The 19297-nt window shown below is 45.4% G+C and carries 17 protein-coding genes; 15 read left to right on the top strand and 2 right to left on the bottom strand.

Translation table 11 applies throughout. The features are described from left to right. Positions 1 to 1124 precede the first annotated feature (1124 nt). The 6 genes from AOC35_RS00160 to AOC35_RS15435 all read left to right on the top strand — a co-directional run bounded on the left by AOC35_RS00160 (position 1125) and on the right by AOC35_RS15435 (position 10218). The gene (locus tag AOC35_RS00160) at positions 1125 to 4289 is read left to right on the top strand and encodes an efflux RND transporter permease subunit (RefSeq protein WP_108645203.1); all 3165 of its coding nucleotides are present in this window, start codon (positions 1125 to 1127) and stop codon (positions 4287 to 4289) included. Positions 4290 to 4310: 21 nt separating this feature from the next. Beyond that, on the top strand, positions 4311 to 5450 hold the full coding sequence (locus AOC35_RS00165) for an efflux RND transporter periplasmic adaptor subunit (RefSeq protein ID WP_108645204.1): 1140 nt from the start codon (positions 4311 to 4313) through the stop codon (positions 5448 to 5450). After that, positions 5447 to 6868 (top strand): efflux transporter outer membrane subunit, encoded by a 1422-nt coding sequence (locus tag AOC35_RS00170; RefSeq protein WP_108645205.1) that lies wholly within the window; start codon positions 5447 to 5449, stop codon positions 6866 to 6868. Before AOC35_RS00165 ends, AOC35_RS00170 begins: the two co-directional genes overlap by 4 nt. 385 nt (positions 6869 to 7253) lie before the next feature. Further along, complete coding sequence (locus AOC35_RS15885) at positions 7254 to 8990, top strand: glycosyltransferase (RefSeq protein WP_425440635.1); 1737 nt, start codon at positions 7254 to 7256, stop codon at positions 8988 to 8990. Next, positions 8987 to 9391, top strand: coding sequence for a toxin-antitoxin system YwqK family antitoxin (locus tag AOC35_RS00180; RefSeq protein WP_108645206.1), 405 nt, complete (start codon positions 8987 to 8989; stop codon positions 9389 to 9391). The genes AOC35_RS15885 and AOC35_RS00180 overlap by 4 nt, the downstream gene beginning before the upstream one ends. Before the next feature lie 551 nt (positions 9392 to 9942). Then, the gene (locus tag AOC35_RS15435) at positions 9943 to 10218 is read left to right on the top strand and encodes a hypothetical protein (protein ID WP_159077392.1); all 276 of its coding nucleotides are present in this window, start codon (positions 9943 to 9945) and stop codon (positions 10216 to 10218) included. 36 nt (positions 10219 to 10254) lie between these two features. On the opposite strand, the gene AOC35_RS15440 is transcribed toward AOC35_RS15435, so the two are convergent. Further along, positions 10255 to 10479, bottom strand: coding sequence for a hypothetical protein (locus AOC35_RS15440; protein ID WP_159077393.1), 225 nt, complete (start codon positions 10477 to 10479; stop codon positions 10255 to 10257). 84 nt (positions 10480 to 10563) lie between these two features. After that, the gene (locus AOC35_RS15445; protein WP_159077394.1) at positions 10564 to 10719 is read right to left on the bottom strand and encodes a hypothetical protein; all 156 of its coding nucleotides are present in this window, start codon (positions 10717 to 10719) and stop codon (positions 10564 to 10566) included. 679 nt (positions 10720 to 11398) lie between these two features. Between AOC35_RS15445 and AOC35_RS15450 the strand changes: the two genes are divergently transcribed. The 9 genes from AOC35_RS15450 (at position 11399) to AOC35_RS00225 (ending at position 19297) form a co-directional block, all read left to right on the top strand. Further along, a complete protein-coding gene (locus AOC35_RS15450; protein ID WP_159077395.1) occupies positions 11399 to 12286 on the top strand; it encodes a hypothetical protein in 888 nt (295 codons plus the stop codon). Continuing rightward, positions 12283 to 13257 carry a glycosyltransferase family 2 protein gene (locus AOC35_RS00190; protein WP_108645208.1) on the top strand — a complete coding sequence of 325 codons (975 nt, stop codon included), beginning with the start codon at positions 12283 to 12285 and terminating at the stop codon, positions 13255 to 13257. The genes AOC35_RS15450 and AOC35_RS00190 overlap by 4 nt, the downstream gene beginning before the upstream one ends. A 44-nt stretch (positions 13258 to 13301) precedes the next feature. Next, complete coding sequence (locus AOC35_RS00195; RefSeq protein ID WP_159077396.1) at positions 13302 to 13679, top strand: GtrA family protein; 378 nt, start codon at positions 13302 to 13304, stop codon at positions 13677 to 13679. Beyond that, the gene (locus AOC35_RS00200) at positions 13672 to 14634 is read left to right on the top strand and encodes an NAD-dependent epimerase/dehydratase family protein (protein ID WP_108645210.1); all 963 of its coding nucleotides are present in this window, start codon (positions 13672 to 13674) and stop codon (positions 14632 to 14634) included. Before AOC35_RS00195 ends, AOC35_RS00200 begins: the two co-directional genes overlap by 8 nt. Continuing rightward, a complete protein-coding gene (locus AOC35_RS00205; RefSeq protein ID WP_108645211.1) occupies positions 14631 to 15509 on the top strand; it encodes an SDR family NAD(P)-dependent oxidoreductase in 879 nt (292 codons plus the stop codon). Before AOC35_RS00200 ends, AOC35_RS00205 begins: the two co-directional genes overlap by 4 nt. Next, complete coding sequence (locus AOC35_RS00210) at positions 15506 to 16501, top strand: Gfo/Idh/MocA family protein (protein WP_108645212.1); 996 nt, start codon at positions 15506 to 15508, stop codon at positions 16499 to 16501. Before AOC35_RS00205 ends, AOC35_RS00210 begins: the two co-directional genes overlap by 4 nt. Then, the gene (locus AOC35_RS00215; RefSeq protein ID WP_108645213.1) at positions 16485 to 17465 is read left to right on the top strand and encodes a GHMP family kinase ATP-binding protein; all 981 of its coding nucleotides are present in this window, start codon (positions 16485 to 16487) and stop codon (positions 17463 to 17465) included. The genes AOC35_RS00210 and AOC35_RS00215 overlap by 17 nt, the downstream gene beginning before the upstream one ends. Before the next feature lie 5 nt (positions 17466 to 17470). Next, positions 17471 to 18163, top strand: a complete 693-nt coding sequence (locus AOC35_RS00220) for a nucleotidyltransferase family protein (protein WP_108645214.1) — start codon at positions 17471 to 17473, stop codon at positions 18161 to 18163. Positions 18164 to 18607: 444 nt separating this feature from the next. Further along, complete coding sequence (locus tag AOC35_RS00225; protein WP_108645215.1) at positions 18608 to 19297, top strand: SIS domain-containing protein; 690 nt, start codon at positions 18608 to 18610, stop codon at positions 19295 to 19297.

The raw sequence follows: 19297 nt of genomic DNA on the forward strand, positions 1-19297 counted from the left end.
TTGTAAAAAAGTAGTTTAGTATTGCGTATTACCCGAAAAGTTTCGGGCCGTTAGCTCAGTTGGTTAGAGCAGAGGACTTAAGTACGGTCGACCTAAAGCACAAGCCATGGTCGACAGTGAATGGGTTGCATGTGAGCAAGTTAGCTCTGCTGGCATGTAGAACTACTCAAATTCGGGGAAGCCTGTGCTGTAAAGCGTGGTAATCCCGAGCCAAGCCTCTTAGCGATAAGAGGAAGGTGTAGAGACTGTACGGGTAGGTCGTAAAGACAAGAGACAGTCCAGACTACAAACTGGAAACAGGCAGTGAAAGCTGTAGTAGTAAGCATAATCCTTTGGTCCGGGGTTCAAGTCCCTGACGGCCCACCAATAAAAAATGGTATGGCCCGGTGCATTGATTACACAATGTACCGGGCATATACTTTAGACTTTGTTCTGAGGCTTCTGTAACGGTCAGTGCTAACACTGGAAGAGTATCTTCTATTCGTGTCAGAGGGGGGAATACATTTTAGGCATCAAAATTTCTATTTATTTAGTAATAATCTTGATAATCAACAAGCTTTACACCATCACAATCAAATTTCAAAGTTGTTCGACAATATCCAGTTGCTGATATTGATGGGTGATCATTTAGTTAATCTTTTAAAGAGTGCCAGTGCCAACCGGGTATATCGTAATAATACGGTGATGAAAATTATTCTTTAGTGGTTTCTTCTAAGTAAATGTCGCCACAAAGAGATTTATACAAGTTGATTAAATTGATGATTTTTGCAAGCTGAAGATTGAGTAAGTTTTGTTGTTCTAGGTACAAATTTCGTTGAACAAATAATTTGGTCAGTTAGCTATCAACACCGTGCTCAAATCTTGCGCTTGCAATTAGAAGATAATTTTCATTGAGCCGTACTAATTCTGATTCGTGGGATAACTCATCATTCAACGTCGTTTGAACAGGGTGGATTCAAGGCTTGCCAATCCTAAGAAAAAAGCTAATTTTATAAATAGCAGTTTAAAAAGAGTAAACTGTCGCAAGTTGTAATTGAATACTTAAAATACAGAGAAAATTCAACAAACGTATTAAGTACGTCAGAATTTAATTTGCGATGATAGAAATTTAGCGAAAATTAACTATGTGGATTGTAAGATTAGCCCTTGAAAGACGTTACACATTTATTGTGATGTCTATTCTCATCCTAATAGCAACCCCTCTAGCCGTGATGCGAACCGCCGTTGACGTTTTGCCTGATATCAATATCCCTGTAGTCAGTATTATTTGGTCCTATAACGGCTTACCAGCAGAATTAATGGCGAATCGAATAGCTCAAACGCATGAGCGAGCTATTACCACTACCGTTAATGATATAGAGCATATAGAATCGCAATCTTTGGCAGGTTTGTCGATTGTTAAAGTGTATTTTCAACCGAATGTAAATATTGATTTGGCGATTTCTCAAATCACAGCCGTAAGTCAATCGGTCATCAAAAATATGCCTCCAGGTGTTCAATCTCCGTTGATTATTAAATATACGGCATCGAGTATCCCTGTATTACAAATTGGCATATCTAGTAAAGACCTGCCAGATGAAAAACTCTACGATACCGCAGTTAACGTAATTCGTCCTCAATTAGTCACTATTCCGGGTACTTCCATTCCAAATCCTTATGGCGGCAAAGTTCGATTAGTTTCGGTGGATATTGACCCATTAGCACTTACAGCAAAAGGTTTAATCCCTAACGATATTATTAATGCAGTTAATCTTCAAAATTTAACCCTTCCTTCAGGTACCGTTAAATTTGGTGAAAGTGAATTTTCGATTGGATTGAATGCCTCTCCCAGTACTGTAAAAGAATTAAACGATATCCCAGTAAAAACACTAAATGGTTCCACAACCTTTTTAAAAGAAGTAGCTCATGTTCGAGATGGTTATTCACCACAAACGAATATTGTTCATCAAGATGGGCAATCTGGGGTCATTATTTCTATTTTAAAAAATGGTGGTGCTTCCACACTTTCAGTAGTAAGTGGTATTAAGGCCTTCTTACCTTCAGTAATGGATCTTGCCCCCCCTAATATTGATGTGAAATATCTATTTGACCAGTCCATTTTTGTGAATACCGCTATTAATGGAGTGATTCATGAAGCCTTGATTGCTGCAGGTTTAACAGCCTTGATGTTGTTGCTTTTCCTAGGAAATTGGCGTACTACCGCTATCATTTCTATTTCGATTCCATTATCTATTTTCACATCAATCATTATTCTTCACAGTCTTGGTGAAACCATCAATATTATGACTTTGGGTGGTTTAGCTTTAGCGGTAGGTATTCTCGTCGATGATGCAACAGTCACCATCGAAAATATTGAACGTCATCTACATATGGGCAAAGAACTTTACCAGGCAATTTTGGATGGAGCTGGTGAAATTGCAATTCCGGCTTTTGTTTCAACCATTTGTATTTGCATCGTATTTGTACCTATGTTTTTTTTACAGGGTGTAGCAAAATTCTTATTTGTTCCATTAGCAGAGGCTGTCATCTTTGCGATGTTGGCTTCTTATTTCTTATCAAGAACATTAGTACCTACTTTAGCGATTATGATGCTCGCCAAGTCAGAGAATGAGGGTCTTATCAGCAGATTCATTACAAAATTGCACCACAAATTTAATGATCAATTTGAGATTTTCCGCAATGCATACTCAAATGTCTTGAGTTCCGTATTGGCTCATCGAACTCAATTTGCCGTGGCATTTTTAAGTTTCTGTGTTTTATCTTTTGGAATTTTCTTTATTTTAGGTCGTGACTTATTTCCTCAAATTGATTCCGGACAAATTAAATTGCATATGCGTGCAACCAGCGGAACGCGAATTGAAAAAACTTCAGCGATTGTGGCTGAGGTCAGGGATGTTATCAAAGAAGTGATTCCACCAAGTGACCTCGATGTAACCATTGACAACATAGGATTGCCATATAGTGGCATTAATTTATCCTATAGTAACTCCGGCACCATTGGACCTCTTGATGCAGATATTTTAATTTCATTAAAAGATGGGCATCGCCCAACTGAAGAGTATGTAGTTAAGTTGTTACCGGAGCTTCGCCAACGATTTCCTGGCAATGAATTTTATATTTTATCCGCAGACATCGTGACACAAATTCTTAACTTTGGTATTCCTGCTGCGATCGATATACAAATTAAAGGTAAAAGTTTACGAGAAAATGCCCTCATTGCAGCCCGTCTTCAAAGTAAGATTAATGCGGTACCTGGTGCAGCAGATGTGCATATTCAAGAACGTGGGGATGCCCCAACGATCAAAATGGTTATGAATCGAACCAGATTACAAAATGTTGGAATCAGCCCCACTGATGTTGCTCAAGGCATTCTGTTACCGCTTGCAGGTAATACCTCAACCGCACCTATTTTTTGGCTAAACCCAGCCAACCAAATTGCTTATGTCTTATCACTTCAAACTCCTCAGCATAAAATTCAGTCCATGGATGATTTACTTCAATTACCAGTGGGAAATGTTGCCAATGCCTCAGTAACTCAGAAAGCAATTGGTTCTCCACAATTATTGGGTAATTTGGTAACACCAATTCCAGAACAAGAATTTATGGTGGTAGATCGTTACGATATTCTTCCGGTCATAAACTTATATGTAAACACACGTGGAAGGGATTTAGGTTCCGTCGCACGGGATGTACAAAAAATTGTGGATGAAGAATCAGGTCAATTGCCAAAAGGTACAAAAATTATTATTCGTGGCCAAATTAAAACAATGGAAACATCCTACCTTGGTTTGATGGTTGGTATTATTGGTGCGATGGTTTTAGTTTATCTACTGATTGTTGTTAATTTTCAGTCGTGGATTGATCCGTTAATTATTATTAGTGCATTACCTGCTGCATTGGCTGGGATTGCTTGGATGCTTCTTCTCAGTGGAACAAACTTAAGTGTTCCTGCGCTGACAGGTGCCATTATGACAATGGGTGTAGCTACAGCTAACAGTATTCTAGTAGTCTCCTTCGCTAAACAAAAATTAGATGAAGGATACGCTCCATTAGAAGCTGCATTAGAGGCAGGTAGAACGCGCTTAAGACCCGTTCTTATGACGGCAATTGCAATGATTCTAGGCATGATTCCGATGGCAATTGGCTTTGGAGAAGGTTCCGAACAGAATGCGCCACTGGGTCGTGCTGTCATTGGAGGATTATTATTCGCAACCATATCCACCTTATTTTTTGTTCCTGTTGTATTTGGAGCTATCCACAACCGTTTCGCTTTAAAGAAACAACCTTAAATAGACCTTTACATTAACGATATGCAACCAAATCAATTTGAGATCAATCCCCAAGATCACAAATCCTCCTTTAGAAAAGTAAAAGTCACCTTATTCGGTGTAATACTTCTTCTTATAGCTGGACTAATGATCCATTTCTTTTTAAAAGCTCAGCACCAAAAACAACTGGTTATACGTGCAGAAACGAATTCAATCGTTTATGTACAAACAACCAAAATCAATAAAGATGCAAATAATTTTGGTATTACTCTACCTAGTACTGTTCAAGGTATTAATGAGGCACAAATCTATGCACGCGCCAATGGTTACGTAAAAAAATGGTTCAAAGATATTGGTACTACCGTGAAAAAAGGCGATTTACTGGCCGAACTTGATATTCCAGAGGTAGAAAAACAAGTAGAGGAAGCTAGCACGAACTATGAATTAGCAAAAAAAGCCTACGAACGTTGGAAAAATTTGCGTGAACAGGACGCTGTCTCACAGCAAGAATTTGATGAAAAACTAAATGCCTTTCGACAAACAGATGCGGTTCTAAAAAGACTTCAAAAGCAGTTTGAATTCCGAGAGGTCAGAGCCCCTTTTGATGGCATCATTACAAAACGAAATATCAATGTTGGTGACTTAGTAAATTCAGGAAATTCGGGTGTGGCATCTTCCCTTTTTTCCATTTCGCAAAATAAGCAATTAAAACTGTATGCCTATGTTCCACAGAACATGTCAGACCTCGTCACCGTTGGTACGCCGGTTGAAGTCTCACTAAATGAAAATCCTGATGCAAAAATTAAAGCTATAGTGTCAAAAATTGCATCAGCAGTTGATACATCTACGCGCACGATGCAAGTAGAAATATTATTGCCTGAAAAAACATCTCTCCTTCCTGGACTTTATGTAGAGGTGAACTTTAAACTTCGCAACGACCATCGCATCGTTATACCAACAAAAACATTATTATTTGCTGTGAATGGTATTAATGTTGCTGTAGTGAATAATGGTGTTGTAAAACGAAAAAAAGTTGTATTAGGAATTGATTATGGACAAAATGTTGAGATTAAAAGTGGTATCAGCCCTGAGGATGAAATCATTATGAATCCACCTGATTCCATACTAGATGGTCAAAAAGTTGTTGTACAAAATACATCAGAAAATAAATCTGTGAAATGAAACGTCTCACTAGCGTCAGTTTATTATCAATTGTGTTGGGTGCTTGTACAATCGGCCCTGATTATGTTCGACCTGAGTTTGTACCACCCAGTAATTGGAAAACGATTAGTGAAAAAAAAGACATTTCATGGCAGCTAGCGCAGCCGAAAGATAATGTCGCAAAAAGTTCTTGGTGGGAAATTTACAATGACACAACATTAAATCAGTTAGAACAGCAAGCACTTGTTAGTAATCAAACCATCGCAATTGCTTTAAATCGTATTGATCAGGCGAGTGCAGGACTAGAGACAAGATCGGCTGCTAGATTACCGGTTGTACAAATTGGGGTGGTTGGGTCGGATGGAAAAATCTCCGCCAATCGCCCATTGACAAATTATGCAACCCCAAATCAAACAACGACCCAATGGGATTTAAAGCCAATCGTTTCCGTTTCCTATGAGTTTGATTGGCTAGGAAAAATTCGTCGCGATGTTGAGTCTGCTAAAGCAGTCGCAGAACAATCTCAATATGACTTTGAAAATGTCAAACTTGTAATGACTGCTCAATTAGCCCAACTCTATTTTGCTATTCGACAATCGGATGAGGAGTTACAAGTTCTTAATGAGATACAGCAAATTCAATTAAAAAGTTTAAACTTCATTAAAAAACGTCATGAGGAAGGACTAGCAAATTCAGCCGAGGTTAATTTGCAAAATAGTACACTTAAAGTGACCATGGCGCAGATTGAATTACTTAATGGACAGCGAAGAGTTCAAGAAGACGCCATTGCAACCATGGTTGGTGTCCCTGCACCATCTTTCCAACTTCCAAGTGGAAAATTACCTTCAGTCGTACCAGTCATACCAGCTGTTTTACCAAGTGTTCTTCTTGAAAGAAGGCCAGATATTGCTTCTGCAGAGAGAGCGATGATATCCGCTAATGCCCAAATAGGTGTGTCTAAAGCCGCCTATTATCCTAGTTTAATACTAGCGCCCACTTATTTGGGCTATGAGGCCACAGCTATTCAGGATCTTTTGAGTATCCCTTCTATGATTTGGTCCATTGGACTTCAGGCTACCCAAACATTATTTGATGGCGGTCGTTTAGAGGGGGGTGTAAATTTAGCTAAAGCAAATTACCGAACTTCAGTCGCTACTTATCGTCAGACAATACTGTCCGCCTTTCAAGAAACTCAGGATGCTCTTGGCAATCTTGAGCAAATAACTAAAGCCAGAGCATTACAAGAGGAGGCACTAGCTAGTCAAAATCGAGCCTTGAAAATTTCTCAAATCCGCTATCAAGCCGGCTTAGACAATGTTAACAATCTTCTTTTAACTGAACAAAACCAATTAAGTATTGCCAGAGCCGCCACACAACTTAAAGCCTCGCAATTAATTAGTTCGGTTGGCTTGGTTAAAGCTCTTGGTGGTGGGTGGTAAAATTCCTCATCTTTGCCTTATAAGATAATTAGCCATCGTATAATCTAATACTCTAGGGATTGAGTCGGGTTAATTACCGAAATCAATCCCTTCTGCTATCCTAATTAAACTGTCCAACCTTTATGGGTCAGTTCAAAGTGCTATGACCCATTTAATATCCTAGTGAGGGGACAATTTGGTCGTTTAAAATACGAACTTGACCAGTAAAATTCGCGAGTCTAAAATTCATCGTTTATCAGTGGAAAATAAACTTGATGGTCATTGAGTTTAAATTGAGTTGACTACTGTGGCTTAGTTGGCCGCTCTTAAGAGGAAAAATTGTATGCATTATGGAGCAATGGGCGGGAGTGAGTGCTCTATGTTGGATGCGATCCTGAGCAGGATAATGGGCCCCTCACATCAAGGTCAATATATCGACATTGGTGCCGCCCATCCAGTCATCCTATCCCATACTAATGCTTTATACCTGTCCGGTTGGCGGGGTATAAACGTTGAGCCTAGATACGATAGATATCAGCTTTTCTTGGAGGCGCGACCTGAAGATACTAATCTACATTGTGCGGTAGGAGCTATGCACGCTAAGCCGGAGTTTCTGGAAAGTGGTCAATCTGTTCTACAGGATAGCGACGCAACGATAGAAAAGCGTTTAGTCGAGATCCTTACTGGAAATGAGGTTCTTGCGAAGGCATCAGGTCCCGTTGATTTGCTGGTGGTTCACGCCGATGGATTTGAAGAGGAAGTACTGCGGTCCATGGATCTTAGGCTCTATAAGCCTAAAGTAGTGATCGTCGATGCGATGCGCTCACTTAAGCTGGTCACTCCAGGGCCATGGGCGACTGATGGGTACGAACGATGGGAGTATTTGTTACTATCAAGTGGGTATCGCTTAACCTACTCGAACGGGATCGATCGCTTCTATGTTCGAGATGATTTCCAGAACCTACCGGTGCAAGAGCTCGATTATGCCGGCAGTTCACATTGCCCCACTTTCTATATACGTAAGTGGATCCTGTCAGAGACTGCACGTTTGGAGCAGGCACATTTGGAGGAGTCGAATAGGCTACGCCTTGCACATCAGAGGGAAATTGAGCTTCTCGAAGCAGGGCTTTTTGATAAGGAACGAACTATCCTCGAGCAAGGGCGCGCTTTGGATGCCTACCGGCAAGCATACTATCCATTAAGTTTGGTACTTCCCGCTTTGCGAACTGGAGTCGCTTGGTGTAAAAGAGCAAAAGACCTCCTACGACCTCGACTAGGTAATCTGCGCCAATACCAACCTCGCGATCTGTCGGTGCCTCCTCATTACTTTAAGAGTTCTCGGCCGATATCTCCTCCCCGTATACTCTTGATAACACCCAGCTACCAGCAGGGCCAGTTCATTGAGTTCACGATGCGTAGCGTCCTAGACCAAGGGTATCCTGCGTTAAGCTACTTTGTTCAAGATGGTGGCTCGACAGATAACACCTTGGAAATCCTCCGCAAGTATGAACAAAAGCTTGCGGGTTGGATATCGGCTCCTGACCGCGGTCAGGCCCATGCAATCAATCTTGGATTTGCTCGTGCCGATGGCGAGATTATGGGGTGGCTTAACTCAGATGATCTTCTCTTACCTGGATCGCTGGCGTATGTCGGTGATTACTTTACCCGCCATCCGGATGTGGATGTGGTTTACGGTAACCGTTTGCTAATCGATGAAAATGGTCAGGAAATAGGGCGTTGGATTCTTCCTGGGCACGACGGTCGAGCGCTACAATGGGCGGACTACGTTCCACAGGAAACTCTTTTTTGGCGGCGCGAACTATGGGATCGGGTAGGTGCTAATGTGGATGAATCTTTTCAATTCGCAATGGACTGGGACCTGCTAGTTAGGTTCCAAGAGGTTGGAGCTAAGTTCGCACATCTGCCCCGTTTTCTAGGCGCTTTCCGAGTTCACTCTGAGCAAAAGACTTCTGCCTCCATCGATGATCTCGGCTTCAAGGAAATGACTCGAATTAGAAATCGTCTACACGGGCGAACACCAGGTTACACCGAAATTCGAGCTGCGCTCGCTCGATTCTTGCTCCATCACATCCTGCACGATATACTATACCGACTGAGAAACCGACTAGGATTAAAACAATGAAAAAGCTCGCCCTCATCCTGTGCTTGGCCGCACTGATTCTTTTTGGTTGCAAAGGGAGAGAGCAGACTACAGAAACAGTCCGCACATATTACCTGATGGGCCAACTGCGCAGCGAAGCAAAGATCAAGGACGGCTTACTTGATGGTCAATCCATAGAAAATTATCAAAATGGCAATAGAAAAGGCGAGGCAATTTACAAGGCTGGGTTGCTAGATGGTAAAAGTATTTCCTATTTTGAAAATGGCCAACCAAAATCCGAGGCAAGTTATACCTCGGGCGTTCTCAACGGTGTCAGCACTAACTGGTACGAGAATGGCAAAAAAATGAGTGAAGCCACCTTTGTGATGGGGAGCTTGATGGGCAAGGTCAACGAATGGCATTCGAGCGGAACCCCCAAATAATTCGCTTGATACTGTTTAATGATTGCATTTTCTCTCACGCTGGCAGTTCTACTGTATTGGAGCCTGCTTGGTTTTGCGGTTTCAAGTGCTCTGGGTCTTGGCCGAGCTGGTTTGCAGCGCACCCTACTTAGTCCTTCATTGGGCCTTGTTGTATTACTGTTGTCCGTTTTTTTTCTCAGTCGGTCGGGCCTGCCTGTCGTCTCCTTTGCACTGCCCCTTGTAGTGTGCCTAGCTCTTATGGCGATTGTCTTTCTGGCATGGCGCCGACCCAATGTGCCTTGGCGCGACTTGCGGGTACCGGGGATTCTAATGTTAGTCGCCTTGGCGCTTACCGGCTGGCCGATAGTACGGTTCGGTTTTAACTGGATCAGTTTTGGTAATGATGACATGGCCAACTATGTCTTAGCTGCCCAACGATTCCTACAAAACGGATATACAAACCTGCCTGACCTGCCGACCTATCTGACTGGTAAGAACTACTCCCTAGCCTATTGGTACATGCATGTGGCGGCGGGTGCTCGTCCAGGATCTGAGTTGATGCTAGCCACAGTTTGGGGTGTCACCGGCCTCAATGGTCATCAGATTTTTATGCCTCTCATCCTCGCATTACATCTGGTGCTGATTGCTTCATCAGGGGCTGTTGTAGCTGGCGTAACCGGCCTGAAAGGTATGCTCTCAATGCGGATACGCCGCAAGCGACGCTTAGCCGTCTACCTTACCATGGCATGGATGGTTTTCTCCCCGCTGTCATCACTAGGAACCCTTTATCAGCTGATCGCTCAAGTTGGAGGGCTAGGGTTGATGATGTCAGCGCTGACGCTACTTAGCCAATCTGCTAGCACTCGTTGGCGCCGTGAAACTGCTCAGCACGTTGGGATTGGACTGTTGGTTGCGGGTTTGCTTATATGGTACCCAGAGGTACTGCCTTTTCTGCTACTGAGTTGGCTTTGCTGGGCCGGGGCTGCTGTTTGGTGGGCTAGACGAGTGGGCGCTACCGTTACGTTACAACGCATGTGGCTAACTGCACTGGCGCTAGCATGCCTCATCTTGGTGTTCAATCGGTACTTACTTATTGTTCTGCGTTTCATGCTGGGACAGTCTATTCAAGGACTAGAGGCGAACGACCCAGGTACACTGTATTTTCCGTTCTACTTGATACCAAGTGGCATTGGTTATTTTTGGGGCTTGCTCCCGATCGGCTTTCTGGTTCCTGAGCCTTGGATGTCAGCGGCTATCTTAGTTGGCATTGTGCTCTGCATTGGTCTAATTTTGTGCATCGTTCGCCAACTGCGGCAATCTTCGTCTGTAGCTTTCATGGCTATGGTCATGTTACTTCTAGGCGGTATATTGTTTTACCGCGGTAACGATTTTGGGCTCTACAAACTAGCGATGTATCTACAGCCTGTCATCGCTGGAGTTATTGCCTGCGCGATAGCCAGTGCGCCAGTCCGTAAAAGTTTGGCCGCCATTAGCCTGATTTTTGTGGCGCAGATACCAAGCCAATATGCATACGTCCTCCGAAGTACGGGTAATACTACAGGTACGCTGACTGAGATTCCCTTCGCCTCGCAGAACGCTCTAGCTAGTCAATTCAATACCTTCATGAAAGACCATGAAGGTGCACACCCAGAGGGATTTTATTCCGACTCTTCAAACGTGGTACTTGCCAAGATTCAATCTCTCTATACCCAGAACACTAGTCTAATTTTTCCATCGAAGGAATATTATTGGGGCGGTGACCGATTAGGAGAGTTCGCCAGGGCTAATGGATACGGTGATTTCTGGAGTAAAAGCCTGGAGGAGCATGCAAAACTTGTCGCCCGCCGCCAGATTACATTGACTGATGGTCTGACTAACCAATTTTCTTTGCCACAGGCGGCTGCATCGCTCCATGGTCGTACCCTCATTATGAATTCACCAGAATTCAGCCTCTTCAACCGGTTCGGAAAGCCGAGCTCGTCGGAGGCTTTTCGAATCGAGACTCAACCTAATAACCACCTAATTTTCGTGGATTCCTCGCTCGGGGCTCACTACTATTTAGCGAGAAAGCGTAAGAACTCGATTGCTTTTTATCAAATGGAAGCCGACCCGATGTTTCCAGGCCGTCAAATGGCGGGTGTGGGTCGTCACATGCTCTTACTAGCCATGGGGGTAACCGATCGGCCGAGACTATTGATTGAGTTGACCGACAGTGTACTCAGGCAGTATGACTCGGCGTTGCCTGAGCCGATTGTTCATGGACAGAGCCAGCAGGTAGTTCGATTCGTTGGTCGGGGAAGTGGACGAATCTTGACAGAACCGTTGGAACCGATAATGGTTGATGACTTAGCTTTTTTTCATCTAGATATGGGGCGTGATGGTCTTAAGTTTCCGCACCCGCCTACCAACCTAATTTCTGGGCTGTATGGTAAGGATGTCGCGTTAGACAGTCGCTACCTAACCGCTTTTGCGCGGGATGTCTCACTGATATCTAAGGAGCAAGCGGCAGCGATGGTACCACCGACTTCACTGTCTAGGTTCCCCTCTGATCTTGGGCACTCAGGATTACAGTACTCCGGTATCTACGAGGATGGTTGGGCTTCTGAGCATGTCTTTGTTGTACTCGCCCCTGCTGACGTGAAGGTCAAGAATAAGCTCACCCTCCGTGGTATGATTCCAATGATCAATGATCAGAGTTTCGAGTGCCTACTTACCATTCGAGTAGATGGTGAAATCGTAGCGCAGAAGAAGCTTGGTCTGGGTGATTATGAGTTGAGTGCTCAGATTAAAGCGGGAAGCGGGAGTCGCCGGATTGAATTGATTTTTGATCAATGGCAGATTCTGCCTAATGGCGACAGTCGTCCTACAAGTGGGTTGATCAAGTACATCGGATTTTCCAAGGACCAATTACCATGACACAGACAGAAGTAGATATTTCCATTGTTGTTCCGGTCTACGCTGAAGAGGCTAATATTCTGCCGTTCCTTCAACGGACTGAGGCGGTCCTCGAAAAAATGAGTGTTAGCTATGAGATTATTTTCTCACTTGACCCTAGTCCTGACCGAACGGAGGAAGTAATCGGTCGTGAAATATTACGCAATCCACGGATAAAGCTGATCACATATTCACGTCGTTTCGGACAACCTGCAGCGACAATCGGAGGAATTCTTCATTGTTTGGGACGTCATTGCGTGGTGATCGACGTTGACCTGCAAGACCCTCCAGAGACAATTGAACCCATGTATGCAAAGCTCGCAGAGGGTTATGAAGTCGTCTACGCGGTGAGGCGATCGCGTGCAGGAGAGACTATCGTAAAGCGATTGATTGCTCATCTAGGTTACAAAGTAATTAATAGCCTAAGTGACGTTCAGATTCCAAGGAATGCCGGTGATTTTCGTATCATGACCCGGAGAGTAATTGAAGAACTACGTTTGATGCCTGAGTCACATGGGTTCCTGCGTGGCTTGGTCGCCCATATCGGTTTCCGACAAACCTCAATCGAATATGACCGCGATCCCCGTTTTAGCGGGCATGGTAAGTACAACCGGCTTACGGGTTCGGTGAAAATCGGTCTCAATGGGATTATCAGTTTTAGTAGTAGGCCTTTGCAATTGATGTCGGTTGCTGGTTTCATTCTGGCGAGCTTTAGTTTTCTGCTCGGCGCTTGGTACGTATTCCAGCACTTCATTGGAGTTCCGCTGACAGCTGGACTTCCGACCACGGTTTTAGTGGTAACTTTTTTTTCTGGAGTTCAGCTTCTTTCGCTTGGTCTAATTGGTGAATACATAGGCCGTATTTATGATGAGGTTAAGCGTAGGCCCATGTATATCGTGGATAAGAAGCTTAACATCGGTCAGGGACCGACCCGCGATGAATCTGAAAGATGACATTTCCTCTAGCATCCTCAGGTCAAATAATCAGTGGGCAACTGATGCGTTTTTTATGTGTCGGCGGCTCGGCAGCTGGAATCTATTTCGCGATAGTCCATACATTGACCATCTGGGTCAAGTTGCCCGTTATGCTCTCAATTTCTGTTGGCTATATCTGCTCGGTAGTATTCCACTTTCTTGTCAATCGTCGCTACACCTTCGGTCAAAAAGGCAATTGGTCAGTGACCGAACTTTTACGATACATGACTGTCGCTGTGTTGAATTATGTCCTCACAGTTGTAGTGGTGAGCCTGCTCACACAGAACACAACAATTGGTCTGAACCTTGTGGTGGCCTGTGCGATTCTCACTACGACGAGTTTCGGATTTTTGGCCTCGCGTTACTGGATTTTCAGGTCCTCAAGGAGTTGCCATGAGTAAGCACTATATCATCACTGGTTGTGCAGGCTTCATTGGTAGCCAACTTGTCGACCGCCTTCTCGCCACAGGCCACCGGGTCACTGGAATTGATAATTTTTCTACTGGTCAGCGTCGCTTCCTGGAGGGCGCCTTGAGCTTTCCAAATTTCCACCTTTGCGAAATCGACCTGTTGGACGCCGCTGCAACGCAAGCAGCCTTCAAAGGAGGAGACTGCGTCGTTCATCTAGCCGCTAATGCAGACGTCCGATTCGGTCCCAGCCACCCTGGTCGCGACCTCCATCAAAATACGATTGCTACATTCAATGTCTTGGAAGCAATGCGGGCCCAGAAAATTCAGCGAATTGCATTCTCCTCAACAGGCTCTGTATATGGGGAGGCACAGATCATTCCAACACCAGAGGATGCTCCTTTTCCAGTCCAGACCTCGCTATATGGTGCCTCTAAACTCGCTTGCGAAGGAATGATTGCCGCTTACTGCGAGGCCTATGGGTTTCAGTCATGGATTTATCGTTTTGTATCAATCCTCGGTGAGCGTTACACTCACGGTCACGTGTTCGACTTCTACAGACAATTAAAAACTGATCCTACTAACTTGCGTATCTTGGGTGATGGTCGGCAACGAAAAAGTTATCTTTACGTGCAGGACTGCATAGACGCTATTCTGCTAGGAATGAATAAAGCGACTGAAAAGGTCAATATCTTTAATTTGGGAGTTGACGACTATTGCGAGGTCAACGACTCGATTGATTGGATCTGCAATACCCTTGGCGTCCAGCCAACTCGCCATTACACTGGCGGTTCTCGTGGTTGGGTCGGCGATAACCCATTTATCTACCTTGATACACAGCGCATCCGAGCATTGGGCTGGTCTCCTTCGATTAGCATCAGCTTGGGTGTAATTCGGACTGTAGAATTCCTGCGTGCTAACGAATGGGTGTTGGAGTCCCGGCTATGATAGAGAAGCCATTACGTGGAAGGATAGCTCTGATCACTGGTGGAAGCCGCGGGCTAGGGTTTGAAATCGCCCGCCAATACCTTGCAGCTGGCGCATCAGTGGCTTTGTGCGCACGAACCTTCGATCTGACGGTAGCCGCTACCGAGGTACTTCGCTCGAACTTGGACGACTACCAAGATGTTATAGGCATCGTCGCAGATGTAGCGCAACAGGCTGACGTTACACGTCTGCAGACGGAAGTCCTGCAACGTTTTGGTCGCATCGATGTTTTGGTAAACAACGCAGCTATACAAGGCCCAATGGGTCCAATTGAGTCGGTAGATTGGCATGAGTGGGTTCATGCACTCGAGATTAATTTAATGGGGTCAGTGTTGTTGACTAGAGCGGTTGTTCCAGCAATGAAAATACAGGGTTGGGGTAGGATTGTTCAATTGTCTGGTGGAGGAGCTAACAGCCCTATGCCCGGAATCAGTGCCTACGCAGTGTCCAAAGCTGCCATAGTGCGTTTCGTGGAGACTCTTGCACGTGAGTTGGAGGGGACTGGGGTTGAGATCAACGCCTTGGCGCCTGGAGCCTTAAACACGCGCATGCTCGACGAAGTCATTGCCGCAGGTCCAGAGAAAGTAGGGGCAGCCTATTTCGCTCGAGCCAGACAGCAGAAAGATACAGGCGGTGCCGACTTGCGAGAGGCGGCAGAACTAGCTGTTTTTCTTGGCTCGGATGCTAGTCGAGGGATCTCAGGTCGCCTAATTAGCGCCGTGTGGGACAACTGGCGTAACTTGCCCGAACATGTGTCGACCTTGGCTGAAAGCGATGTCTACACCCTTCGTCGAATCATTGCAAAAGACCGTGGTTTAGATTGGGGGGACCGATGACATTTGGTGTTGCCATCGTGGGTTGCGGATTAATCGGTGCAAAGCGGGCAGCAGTTCTTGGACCAGAAGGTAGATTGGTCGCTTGCGCTGACTTAGATCTGAAGCGTGCCATCGAGCTAGCTTCATTACATGGCGCGCTTGCAGTTGATGACTGGCGTCAAGTCCTAGAATTAGCTGAGGTGGATATAGTCATCGTCTCAACACGGCACGACGGACTTAGCGAGATAACCCTAGCAGCGATTGCCGCAGGAAAGCATGTCCTCGTCGAAAAGCCAGTTGCCCGTTCAGTCTTAGAAATAGAGACGGTTCTGGCGGCACTTAAGAATACCCGTGTCAAGGTTCGTGTTGGCTTTAATCACCGGTATCACCGCTCAATGCGAAAAGCTCGTGAACTCATCGATAGCGATGCTATTGGTGAGTTAATGTTCATTCGTGCCCGCTATGGTCACGGCGGCCGACTCGGTTACGAAAAGGAATGGCGGGCGGACCCTGCCTTGTCAGGTGGAGGCGAGCTGATCGATCAGGGGCCACACCTGATTGATTTATCCCGATACTTCTTGGGAGACTTCACACGCGTTAGCGGTTTCGCACATACATTCTTCTGGGATATGCCGGTGGATGACAATGCATTCCTCCTACTACGGACAGACTCCGACAAAACTGCCTTCCTTCACGCTTCATGCACAGAGTGGAAGAACCTTTTCTCCATGGAAATTTACGGACGCATGGGGAAGCTCGATCTATCTGGACTGGGTGGAAGTTACGGAGTGGAACGTATTACCTGGTATCGTATGCTAGCTCAGATGGGGCCTCCAGAAACAACCGCCTGGGAGTACCCTATGCAGGACGACTCCTGGGCTATTGAAATGCGTGAGTTTTATGAAGACATAAACACTGGACGGGATCCTTCAGCTTCGTTGCACGATGCACAAGCATGTCTTTCCATCATCGAGTCTATTTATAGAGAGTCTGGTTATGATTATCGCCCGTAGCCCATTGCGAATCACCTTGGGCGGTGGTGGTACCGACCTACCCTCTTACTACAGCGAATATGGTGGGCTGGTCATCTCTGCTGCAATCGATAAGTATGTCTATGCCACGGTCATGCGTCCCTTTCAGCCGGGAATTTACCTAAAGTACTCGCAGATGGAGCACGTTCAGTTTATAAATGAAGTACGTCATCCCATCATCCGTGAGGCTTTGGTTGTAGCCGGCATGGACACTCAGCAGATAGAAATTACTACGCTCGCAGATATCCCGGCCGGTACTGGGTTGGGGTCATCTGGCAGCTTCACAACTGCCCTGCTGAAGGCTCTTTATGCGCACCGTAAGCACTATATCCATCCGCTTGAATTGGCGGAACAGGCCTGTCATATCGAAATTGAGCGTCTGGCAGAACCGGTTGGCAAGCAAGATCAGTACATCGCAGCTTTAGGTGGTTTAACTTGCTTTGAATTCAACCGTCAGGGTCAAGTTCTTGCCACGCCCCTTGGCATTAGTGAAAGTACCGTCCACGAGCTTGAAGATCGATTGCTTCTGTTCTTCACTGGGTTCTCTCGTCGCGCAGGCTCGATCCTCAGTGACCAACTTGAACGTACCACGCAGCAAGATACAGAAATACTTGAAAATCTTCACTTCACCAAGGAGCTCGGTCTTCGCTCCAAGGTAGCCCTAGAGGCGGGAGACCCTTTGCTATTTGGCAAGTTGATGAGTGAGCACTGGGAGCACAAGAAGAAGCGCTTCGGGGGCATGAGCAATCCACAGATTGACGCTTGGTACGAACTAGGTTGTGCAAATGGAGCCATTGGTGGCAAGCTGGTGGGTGCGGGTGGAGGTGGGTTCCTAATGTTCTACGCTGAGGATACCCTACGGCTTCGTCTTGCGATGCAGGGCGCAGGCCTTGAGGAGGTCCGCTTCCGATTCGATTTCGAGGGCACGAAGATTGTACTGTCCTAAATCCGATGTTTAATGTCGCATTGTTAGCGGGTGGTCTAGCAACTCGCATGGCCCCATTAACCGACCGTTGTCCTAAGTCTTTACTGGATGTGGCTGGGCGCCCCTTCATTTTGCATCAGCTTGACTATTTTCGGAATCAGGGCATCGAACGGGTGGTACTTTGTGTTGGTCATCTGGGCGAGCAAATCCGCGATGTCGTAGGGGATGGCAGCGCCTTCGGTCTTGAGATTCTTTACTCCTCGGACGGTAATCATCTCCTTGGGACAGGTGGCGCGCTGAATCAGGCCCTGCCATTACTGGGGGAGTGTTTTTTTGTGCAGTATGGCGACTCCTTTTTACCCATCGATTACAAACAAGTGGCGCAAGCATTTATGCAGGCCCGGCAGCCAGCGCTCATGACTGTGCTAGAAAATGCAGGTCGCTGGGATCGCAGTAATGTCGAATTTTCCGGTAGTAAGCTAGTTGCCTACCGCAAAAACGCTACCAATCCTCATATGCGCCATATCGACTACGGTCTATCCGTATTATCTTCCGAGCTTTTCATTGATCGGCAACCGGGTGAGCCATTCGACCTCGCCGATTTATTTCACAACCTGTCACTTGAGGGGAAGCTGGCCGGCCACGAAGTAAGTACCCGCTTTTATGAGATCGGCTCACCGAACGGGCTGCAAGATACAATCAATTATTTTCAGACTTGAAATGCACAATGAGCTATCTTCAACAATTCTTCGGAGAGGCTCTTGTGATATTCGTCATTCTAGTGTTCGTTAGGTCGATAGACTTGACTGCTAATTGAATAAAAAGGTTTGGTTGAGTTTGCTGGGGATCCGAACATTTTTTGGCTTGCCCAATGAATACATTCATCAATACTTGATTATTGTGCAATATCAAAAAGTTTCAACGCAACACGCTTTTAACCCTCCTGCTGATTAATCTTAATGGCGGTTTCACTCGAAGTTGTTTATATTTTTTGTAGGCTTAAATCGGTACGTATATCGAGAAGATAACATTACTAGATAAACTCGAAAAAAATAAAAATCACAACTATTGAGAAAAATAAACTTCTTTTTTACTACTCAATTTTTCAATAAAATGGCATAAATAAGAATATAATCGATTATCTTTCAGACTTCATACGCACAATGAGCTATGTACAACAATACCTCGAAGAGGCTCTTGCTATCACTCGGCAACTTGACGTCCAATGTATCGAGGCAATGGCGTTGTTGTTGCGAGAGGTACGTGACCAAGGTGGTCGAGTTTTCTTTATTGGAGTTGGAGGCAGTGCAGCAAACTGCTCGCATGCGGTCAATGACTTCCGAAAAATAGCTGGTATCGAAGCATACACACCGACTGATAACGTTGCTGAGCTAACCGCGCGCACTAACGATGAAGGTTGGTCTAGCGTTTTTGTAGAGTGGCTCAAGATCAGTCGTCTAGGGCCGAGAGACGCGATCTTCGTGATGTCTGTGGGCGGAGGCAGTCTAGAGCAAAACATCAGTCCCAATATAGTGCTTGCATTGCAATATGCTAAATCCGTGCAGGCTCGTATTACGGGCGTGCTTGGCCGCGATGGCGGATTTGCAGCCACCGTTGCTGATGTTTGTGTGATTATCCCGACGGTCAATCCGGAGACTGTTACGGCTCATTCGGAGGCCTTCCAGGCGGTTGTCTGGCATCTATTAGTAACTCACCCTGAATTGAGATTAATCCATGGCAAGTGGGAAAGTGTAAACACGTCTCTCAGCACAGAATTGACTCCTAGGATGTCAGAAGAGATAAAAATAACGGTATCGCCCGGATCACCCTCTAAACAGGGGCCAACGGTTTGA

The organism is Polynucleobacter rarus, from assembly GCF_003072505.1.
GTDB classification, from domain to species: Bacteria; Pseudomonadota; Gammaproteobacteria; order Burkholderiales; family Burkholderiaceae; genus Polynucleobacter; species Polynucleobacter rarus.

Coding starts and splice junctions, on each gene's coding strand:
- AOC35_RS00165 (WP_108645204.1), top strand. CDS start 4,311: ATGCAACCAAATCAATTTGAGATCAATCCCCAAGATCACAAATCCTCC.
- AOC35_RS15885 (WP_425440635.1), top strand. CDS start 7,254: ATGGGCCCCTCACATCAAGGTCAATATATCGACATTGGTGCCGCCCAT.
- AOC35_RS00160 (WP_108645203.1), top strand. CDS start 1,125: ATGTGGATTGTAAGATTAGCCCTTGAAAGACGTTACACATTTATTGTG.
- AOC35_RS00190 (WP_108645208.1), top strand. CDS start 12,283: ATGACACAGACAGAAGTAGATATTTCCATTGTTGTTCCGGTCTACGCT.
- AOC35_RS00180 (WP_108645206.1), top strand. CDS start 8,987: ATGAAAAAGCTCGCCCTCATCCTGTGCTTGGCCGCACTGATTCTTTTT.
- AOC35_RS00200 (WP_108645210.1), top strand. CDS start 13,672: ATGAGTAAGCACTATATCATCACTGGTTGTGCAGGCTTCATTGGTAGC.
- AOC35_RS00210 (WP_108645212.1), top strand. CDS start 15,506: ATGACATTTGGTGTTGCCATCGTGGGTTGCGGATTAATCGGTGCAAAG.
- AOC35_RS00170 (WP_108645205.1), top strand. CDS start 5,447: ATGAAACGTCTCACTAGCGTCAGTTTATTATCAATTGTGTTGGGTGCT.
- AOC35_RS15440 (WP_159077393.1), bottom strand. CDS start 10,479: ATGAAACGCAGAACAATAAGTAAGTACCGATTGAACACCAAGATGAGG.
- AOC35_RS00215 (WP_108645213.1), top strand. CDS start 16,485: ATGATTATCGCCCGTAGCCCATTGCGAATCACCTTGGGCGGTGGTGGT.
- AOC35_RS00220 (WP_108645214.1), top strand. CDS start 17,471: ATGTTTAATGTCGCATTGTTAGCGGGTGGTCTAGCAACTCGCATGGCC.
- AOC35_RS00195 (WP_159077396.1), top strand. CDS start 13,302: ATGCGTTTTTTATGTGTCGGCGGCTCGGCAGCTGGAATCTATTTCGCG.
- AOC35_RS00225 (WP_108645215.1), top strand. CDS start 18,608: ATGAGCTATGTACAACAATACCTCGAAGAGGCTCTTGCTATCACTCGG.
- AOC35_RS00205 (WP_108645211.1), top strand. CDS start 14,631: ATGATAGAGAAGCCATTACGTGGAAGGATAGCTCTGATCACTGGTGGA.
- AOC35_RS15445 (WP_159077394.1), bottom strand. CDS start 10,719: ATGACCATAGCCATGAAAGCTACAGACGAAGATTGCCGCAGTTGGCGA.